Origin of the sequence: Luedemannella helvata (assembly GCF_039528415.1) — a bacterium.
Taxonomy (GTDB): Bacteria; Actinomycetota; Actinomycetes; order Mycobacteriales; family Micromonosporaceae; genus Luedemannella; species Luedemannella helvata.
This window is the reverse complement of the sequence record NZ_BAAALS010000043.1, coordinates 23,608-30,504: the sequence shown is the minus strand read 5'-3', so window position 1 is coordinate 30,504 and position 6,897 is coordinate 23,608. Positions and strand designations below refer to the sequence as shown.

Annotated in this window: 6 protein-coding genes and 1 pseudogene; 5 read left to right on the top strand and 2 right to left on the bottom strand. The window is 73.0% G+C overall.

From position 1 onward, the window contains the following. From ABD191_RS26850 to ABD191_RS26840, 3 genes and pseudogenes are all read left to right on the top strand, one after another. Positions 1-364, top strand: a pseudogene (locus ABD191_RS26850) (hypothetical protein); the annotation flags it as partial. 9 nt (positions 365-373) lie between these two features. Further along, positions 374-1,585, top strand: a complete 1,212-nt coding sequence (locus ABD191_RS26845) for a cytochrome P450 (protein ID WP_425560879.1) — start codon at positions 374-376, stop codon at positions 1,583-1,585. Between the two features lie 89 nt (positions 1,586-1,674). Continuing rightward, the gene (locus tag ABD191_RS26840) at positions 1,675-2,025 is read left to right on the top strand and encodes a hypothetical protein (RefSeq protein WP_344088038.1); all 351 of its coding nucleotides are present in this window, start codon (positions 1,675-1,677) and stop codon (positions 2,023-2,025) included. Positions 2,026-2,355: 330 nt separating this feature from the next. Here ABD191_RS26840 and ABD191_RS26835 read toward each other — a convergent pair whose 3' ends face one another. Next, entirely contained in the window at positions 2,356-3,507 is a 1,152-nt protein-coding gene (locus tag ABD191_RS26835; protein ID WP_344088036.1) for an 8-amino-7-oxononanoate synthase, read from the bottom strand. Positions 3,508-3,565: 58 nt separating this feature from the next. Here ABD191_RS26835 and bioB point away from each other — a divergent pair, with 58 nt between their 5' ends. Both bioB and bsaP read left to right on the top strand, forming a co-directional pair. Then, positions 3,566-4,561 (top strand): biotin synthase BioB, encoded by a 996-nt coding sequence (gene bioB, locus ABD191_RS26830; protein WP_344088034.1) that lies wholly within the window; start codon positions 3,566-3,568, stop codon positions 4,559-4,561. After that, positions 4,558-4,776 carry a biotin synthase auxiliary protein BsaP gene (bsaP, locus tag ABD191_RS26825; protein ID WP_425560878.1) on the top strand — a complete coding sequence of 73 codons (219 nt, stop codon included), beginning with the start codon at positions 4,558-4,560 and terminating at the stop codon, positions 4,774-4,776. Before bioB ends, bsaP begins: the two co-directional genes overlap by 4 nt. A gap of 73 nt (positions 4,777-4,849) precedes the next feature. Here the strand turns inward: bsaP and ABD191_RS26820 are convergent, their stop codons facing one another. Further along, complete coding sequence (locus ABD191_RS26820) at positions 4,850-6,733, bottom strand: RICIN domain-containing protein (protein WP_344088031.1); 1,884 nt, start codon at positions 6,731-6,733, stop codon at positions 4,850-4,852. Between the last annotated feature and the right edge of the window lie 164 nt (positions 6,734-6,897).

Sequence of the window (6,897 nt, the reverse complement as noted above, 5' to 3'; positions counted from 1 at the left end):
GCCGACCGCCGCCGGCCCGGTCGCGCCCGTCGCGGCCGCGCAGCCGCCCGCGGCGGCGCCGGGACCGGTCGCCGACCTGCCGGCCGCCAAGGCCTCGCCGTTCGGCGGCCTGTTCGAGGCCGTCAGCGTGGAACCCATCGGCTTCAACGTGGCCGGCTTCGGCGCCGGCCGCGCCGCGGAGGCTGACGAGCCGGGCGCTCCGGCGGCGCTGGGGGCGCCCGCCCAGCGCCCGGCGCCGTCCGTCGAGGAGGACGAGGACGAGGACCTGGAGCCGACCGTGGACGCCATGGAGGTGCGCTTCCGCGACATGGGTACGCCTCCCGGCGGCATGCCCGTCGCGCGGCCGCTGCCGACGGGCAGCTAACGTCGGTGCGTGCCGCACGAGTCCCCGACCGCCACCCTGGTCGCCCCTGACGCGGTCGGCGACCTGTTCCGCCTGTGGGAGGCGCCGACCGAGGGCCGTCCGGGCGTCCAGAAGGTCGGCGACCACGTGCTGGTCGCCGGGCACGCGGCGGTCCGCGCCGTGCTGGCCGACCCGGACACGTACGCCCCCGACAACGCGCTCGACGCCGTCACCCCCATCCCGGTGACGGCGCTGCGGGTACTCACGGGGCACGGCTTCCGCCTGCCGCCCACCCTGGCGAACAACGGCACCGCGAGCCACCCCGAGATCCGCGGGATCGTGGCGGCCGCCCTGCACCCGGCCCGCGTCGAGCAACAGCGGGCCTGGCTGACGGGCACGGTGCGCCGGCGGGTCGCGGGCCTGGCCGCCCGGCTGCGCGCCGGCGAGCCGGTCGACCTCTACGCCGACCTCGCCGCCGACCTGCCGCTGCGCGTCCTCGCCCGGATGATCGAGCTGCCGGCCGGGGACGTGGGTGTCGTCAAGGATTTCTCACGCGCCGCGCTCGAACTGTTCTGGGCCCCCCTGGACGAGGACCGCCAGGTGGCGCTCGCGCGCGTCGTGGGGCGCTATCACGAGGTGCTGCGGGTCAGCGCGATGTCCGCGGGGGGCATGGTCGGGGAACTTCGCGAGTACGCGCGCCAGCGCGGCGCCCGCGCGGCGGACCTCGTCGTGGGCGCCCTGTTCTTCCTGCTGGTCGCAGGGCAGGAGACCACCTCGCAGTTCCTGACCCTGCTGCTGCACCGGCTGGCCGCCGAGCCGGGCGCGCTCGACCGGCTGGCCGCCGGCGCGGTGAGCGTCGAGGACGTCGTCGAGGAGGGGCTTCGCTTCGAGCCGCCGATCGTGAGCTGGCGCCGGGTGGCCACCCGCGACACCGTCCTCGACGGGGTGGATGTGCCCCGTGGGGCCAGCGTGGTGCTGTGGCTCGCGGCGGCGGGACGCGACCGGGCCGTCGTGGCGTCGCCGGAGGCGTTCTGCCCCGGGCAGCGCGGCGCGCGACGGCACCTGGCGTTCGGCGCCGGCGCGCACCGGTGCCTGGGCGCCCAGTTGTCGCGCATGGAGGCCGCCGTCGTGGTGGCCGAGTGCGCGCCGCTGCTGCGCGGGGTACGGGTGCTGCGCGCCCCGCACTCCCCCGACAACCTGTCCTTCCGCATGCCGGACTCCCTGGTGGTAGCGCGGCGCTGACCGCGCCTTGACAAGCGTCGGCGGGCAGCTGAACCTTGACGCATCCGAATGCATCGATCTCCATTGTGGAGAGATACACGGGAGGATGCGTGAAACGTCCCATCGCCCTCGTGGCGGCCACGCTCATGGCCGCCGGGCTGTCCACCGCCGTCGCCGCGCCCGCGCAGGCGGCACCGTCGTCATCCGGGTCGGTCGTCGCGCCGTACCCCACCATCACCGTCATCGGCACCGTCACCGCGGGCGTCGAGATGGGCTGCCTCATTCTCGTACCGCTGGGCGGGTATACCCCGACCGGCGGCGGCTACCTGCTCATCGGCGGCGACCGCAAGGTCCTCGTGCCCGGCGCCCGGGTGCAGGTCACCGGCACGCTGAAGCCCGGCACCATCTCGTTCTGCATGCAGGGGTACCCGCTCGAAGTGATCTCCGCCCGACCGTTGTAGCACCCGCTGGTCCGTCCCGCCGTCCCTTCGGTCAGCGGGACGGACCGATCCCACGGGCCGGCCAGCGCATCGCCCAGACCTGGTCGGCGAACCGGAGCCAGTCGGCGAGCAGGTCCGGGCGACGTCCGCCTGGGGCGCCCACGAGCACGCTGCCGCCTCGTACTGCCAGCAGGGCTACCCCTCGGAGGTCGTCTCCGCCACCGTGTCGGCGCGACCATGATCTGCGTTTCGCGTACGGGAGTGCAGCCGGGCCACGCCCTGGTACATCAAACGGCGATCTTCCAGCCGCGGCACGTGGGTATGATCGCCGGGCCGCTTCGTTGGCGGGCGCTAGCGTTCGGGGGCGCTCGCCACGACGACGTCGAGCGCGTGGGCGAAGTCGCCGGCCGGGATGCCCGCGTTGACGGTCAGGCGCAGGCGGGCACGACTGTCCGGGGTGGACGGCGGGCGGAAACAGCCGACCGCCACGCCCCGGTCGCGGCAGGCGGCGGCCCACTCGACGGCGGCCTGCGGGGACGGGGCCGTCACGGAGATCACGCCGCCGGCCGGGACGGTGGCGTCGAGGTCGGCGGCGCGCAGCCGGGCGGACGCCGTCGCGGCGCGGGTTGTCAGCTCGGCGCGCAGCGCCTCGCCCGCCGCGCCGCGGATCACCGTCAGGGCCGCGTGGGCCCCGGCGGCCACCGCGGGCGGCAGGGCCGTGTCGAAGATGAAGGTACGGCCGGTGTCGACCAGATGCGCGCGCAGCGGCGCCGGGCCGGCCACCACGCCGCCGGCCGCGCCGAACGCCTTCGACAGGGTGGCCGTCACGATCACGTCCGGCTCGCCCGCGAGCCCGGCGGCCGCGACCCCGCCCGCGCCGGCCGGACCGAGCAGGCCGGTCGCGTGGGCGTCGTCGACGAGCAGCAGAGCCCCGTGCCGGCGCGCCGCCGTGTGCAGGGCCGGCAGGTCGGCCAGGTCGCCGTCGACGGAGAAGACCGACTCGGTGACGACGAGCGCGGGCCGGCCGGGGTGCGCCGCGAGCGCCGCGTCGACCGCCGCGACGTCGGCGTGCGGGGTGACGACCGTTTCCGCACCGGTCGCGCGGATGCCGTCGATGAGCGAGGCGTGGTTGTGCGCGTCACTGACGATAAGCGTCCTAGGCTGGACGAGTGCGCGGACGGCGCCGAGGTTCGCCAGGTAACCCGACGAGAAGACCAGCGCCGACGGTACGCCGAGCCATCCGGCGAGGGCGTCCTCCAGCTCCGCGTGGGCGGCCGTGGAACCGCGGACCAGGCGCGAACCGGCCGCTCCCAGCCCGTACTCGAAGAGGGCCTTGGCCGACGCGGACAGGACGTCGGGGTGCCGGCTCAACCCCAGATAATCGTTGCCCGCCAGGTCGATCAGGTGGTCGCCCGGGTCGCGGGGGCGCAGCTCGCGGCGCAGGCCGGCGCGTTCGCGCAGGTCGGCCTTGTGGGCGAGTGTTCTCAGCCACTCCCGCGTCATCGCACGGCACCCCCCTCGGTTGTAGAGATTCCACAGACGTGCTTGTAGGGTACGTGCCATGTCGAAGATCCTTGAGCAGGCCAGGGCACAGGTGTTGGCGGAGGGCGTCGGCCTCGACGAGGCGGGCGTGCTCGAGGTCCTTCGCCTGCCGGACGAGGATCTGCCGGCCGCGCTGCAACTCGCGCACGATGTGCGGATGCGCTGGTGCGGGCCCGAGGTCGAGGTCGAGGGCATCGTCTCGCTGAAGACCGGCGGCTGCCCCGAGGACTGCCACTTCTGTTCCCAGTCGGGCCTTTTCACCTCGCCCGTGCGCGCCGTGTGGCTCGACATCCCGTCGCTCGTTAAGGCCGCCAAGCAGACCGCCGAGACCGGGGCGACCGAGTTCTGCATCGTCGCGGCCGTACGCGGGCCGGACGCGCGCCTGATGAAGCAGCTGCGCGAGGGCGTCGACGCGATCCGCGCCGAGGTCGACATCCAGATCGCCGCGTCGCTGGGCATGCTCACCCAGGAGCAGGTCGACGAGCTGGTCGAGATGGGGGTGCACCGCTACAACCACAACCTCGAGACGGCGCGGTCGTACTTCCCGAACGTGGTGACCACGCACACCTGGGAGGAGCGGTTCGACACGCTGCGGATGGTGCGCGAATCGGGCATGGAGGTCTGCTGCGGCGGCATCCTCGGCCTCGGCGAGACCATCGAGCAGCGGGCCGAGTTCGCCGCCCAGCTCGCGGAGCTGTCGCCGCATGAGGTGCCGCTGAACTTCCTCAACCCGCGACCGGGCACGCCGCTGGGCGACCAGCCGGTCGTGGAGGGGCGCGACGCGCTGCGGGCGATCGCCGCGTTCCGGCTCGCCCTGCCGAAGACCATTTTGCGCTTCGCGGGCGGCCGGGAAATCACCCTCGGCGACCTGGGCACCCGGGACGGACTGCTGGGCGGGGTGAACGCGGTCATCGTGGGCAACTATTTGACGACCCTCGGACGCCCGGCCGGCGACGACCTGGCGCTGCTGAAGGAGCTGTCCATGCCGGTCAAGGCGCTGTCGGCGGCCCTGTGACCGTGCCGGACGGGCAGTGGTGCGACCGGTGCGGCGAGACGCGCGCGGCAGGCGGGCAGGAGACGCGCGCGGCAGACGGGCATGAGGCGTGCGTGGCCGCGCGCGGGTTGGAGCCACCCCGCTTCTGCACCGCGTGCCGGCGCCGGATGAAGGTGCAGGTGCTGCCGGCCGGCTGGTCGGCGACCTGTGTCGAGCACGGCACCCGCTCGTCCTGACGACGTCGCGACGCGCCGGCCCGCCCCCTTCGTCCACTGTGGACCAGGAGGGGTTGTGGGCCCTCGCCGGGATCTAGTTCGGGGCGTGGATCTTGTCGGCCCGGTTCTGGGCGAAGTTGCGGAACGGGACGTTGATGTTCGCCCGGTCCGCCGCGTGGTTGCCCGAAATGTACTGTTTGATGGCGCCCGGGAAGGCCGTCGTGCTCATCCGGGTGCCGAACACGTTCGTGTAGATCGTCGTCGGGCCGGTGTTGCGCACGACGAACCGGGTCGGGCTGATGACCCGGAGCGCCCCGTTGAACGGTGACGACGGCGAGTCGAAGGCGATCTTCCTGCCGGTCCGCTCGGTGGTGAAGCGCACGAGGTCACACAGCCTGCCTTCGGCGCCCGAGTAGCAGAGGTCGATCGGCCGGCGGATCCTGTTGACGGCCTGCGGGTCGAAGAACCGGCTCGGGTTGGCCACGACCGCGATCGTAAAAAGCTCGAACTGGGCGAGTTTGCCCTGGTTGCGGGCGAAAGTAGCCATGGTCCAGATCTCTGACATGTCGCTGATGTCCTTGGACCCGTCGAGGACGTCCGCCGCGCACACCGAGTCGGGAATGAACCGCCCCGTGAAGCCGCCGCCGTCCGGGGAGTTGGCGGGCGTGACCGGGCCGACGTTCCTTATCTCGCGTTGGTCGCCGTCGCAGTCCTGGTTGACGTTGAAGCCGCCCGGGTGCCCCAGCGGGAGCAGTACGTTGAACTTCGCCTGGATCACCGCGCCGTTGTTCCGGTACGCGCACCGGCCGTGAAAGAGCAGCTCGTGCAGGTTGTTGGTGAGCGCGTCCGGCGAGTGGGTGCCCTGGTGGAACTTCATGAGCACGTCGCAGGTCTTCACGGTGGCGTCGCCGTCCCTGGCCGCGATGTTGTTGCCCACGGAGACCTTGTGGCCCACGTGATCCTCGTCGCGCTGCTTGGCCGGGTCGCTGGGGGCCAACTGCTCGTTGGTGAAGCCGAACGGGAAGAAGCCCGTCGTCCTGAAAAGGTCGGCCGTGCGCGGGTCGTGACCGTGCTCGTGGCCGAACGAGCAGCCGGAGGAGTGCCGCGGCGGGTGCCAGGTCGGGTAGACCTTGCCGTCGGGACCGTACTCCCAGTAGCGCGCGTGGATCTGCCAGGAGCACTCGCCGGACGTCGGCTGGTACCCCTTGTCCTTGACGCCGTTGATGAGTGCGTACGCCCGGCTGAACCTCGCCCCCGGCGGCGGCGGGGCCTTGCCCCACAGGGGGTTCGTGGCCACCGCGGCGCCGCCTCCGGAGGCCGGCGCGCCCGGCGACGTCGACGGGGGCGCGGACGGCGAGGCCGGGGGCGAACCACTCGGCGTGCCCGGCGCGCCGGGCGGGGTGCTGCCCAGCCAGGACGGGCTCGGTGTGGAGCCCGGCGCGCCGGCGATGCGCCAAACCTGGTTGCCGGCCGTGGCCGGGTCGCCGCAGTCCCACTGGAGCACGCCCGCCCCCTCGCCGTCGCCACCGGAGTACACGTCGGCGCACTTGCCGGAGTGCCGGGCGACGAGCATGTACGCGCGGGGATAGCCGGCGACCGCCCGCAGGCCGAACTGCTGGCTGGGCCGCCGGCCGCAGCCGGGCGCCTGGGTGAGCGGGGCGCCGTTGTCCGTGCCGCCGTCGGCGACGTCGACGCAGGCGCCGGTCGCCTCGTTGCGGAGCTCGAACGAGCCGTCGCCCGTACGCGTAAAGGAGAAGCGCTGCGCCGGGCTGCCGACGCACGCACGCTGGCTGAGGTCGACCCCGGAGCCGGGGGCGGTGAGGCACTTCTCGGAGTGCATGGCGACGAGGGTGCTCACGAAGTCGGGGCCGGCGACCGTGCGGACCACGACGTATCCCCCGACCGCGACCCCGATGAGGGCGACGCCCGCGAGCGCCATCAGCAGGGGTACGCGCCGGGATCGCGTGGCTGCTCTCATGATCGCCTTCCGCTCGACGTGAGTGGTGCGCGACTGTCATGGACGCTTATCAATCCCGCAACCTACCAGCGACAGAAGTCAAGTAAAGACTGATATGCGCGACAGCGCGGCTACGGTCCGTCATCGGAGCGGGCATTGATGTGGGTACCACCATCTATTACGGT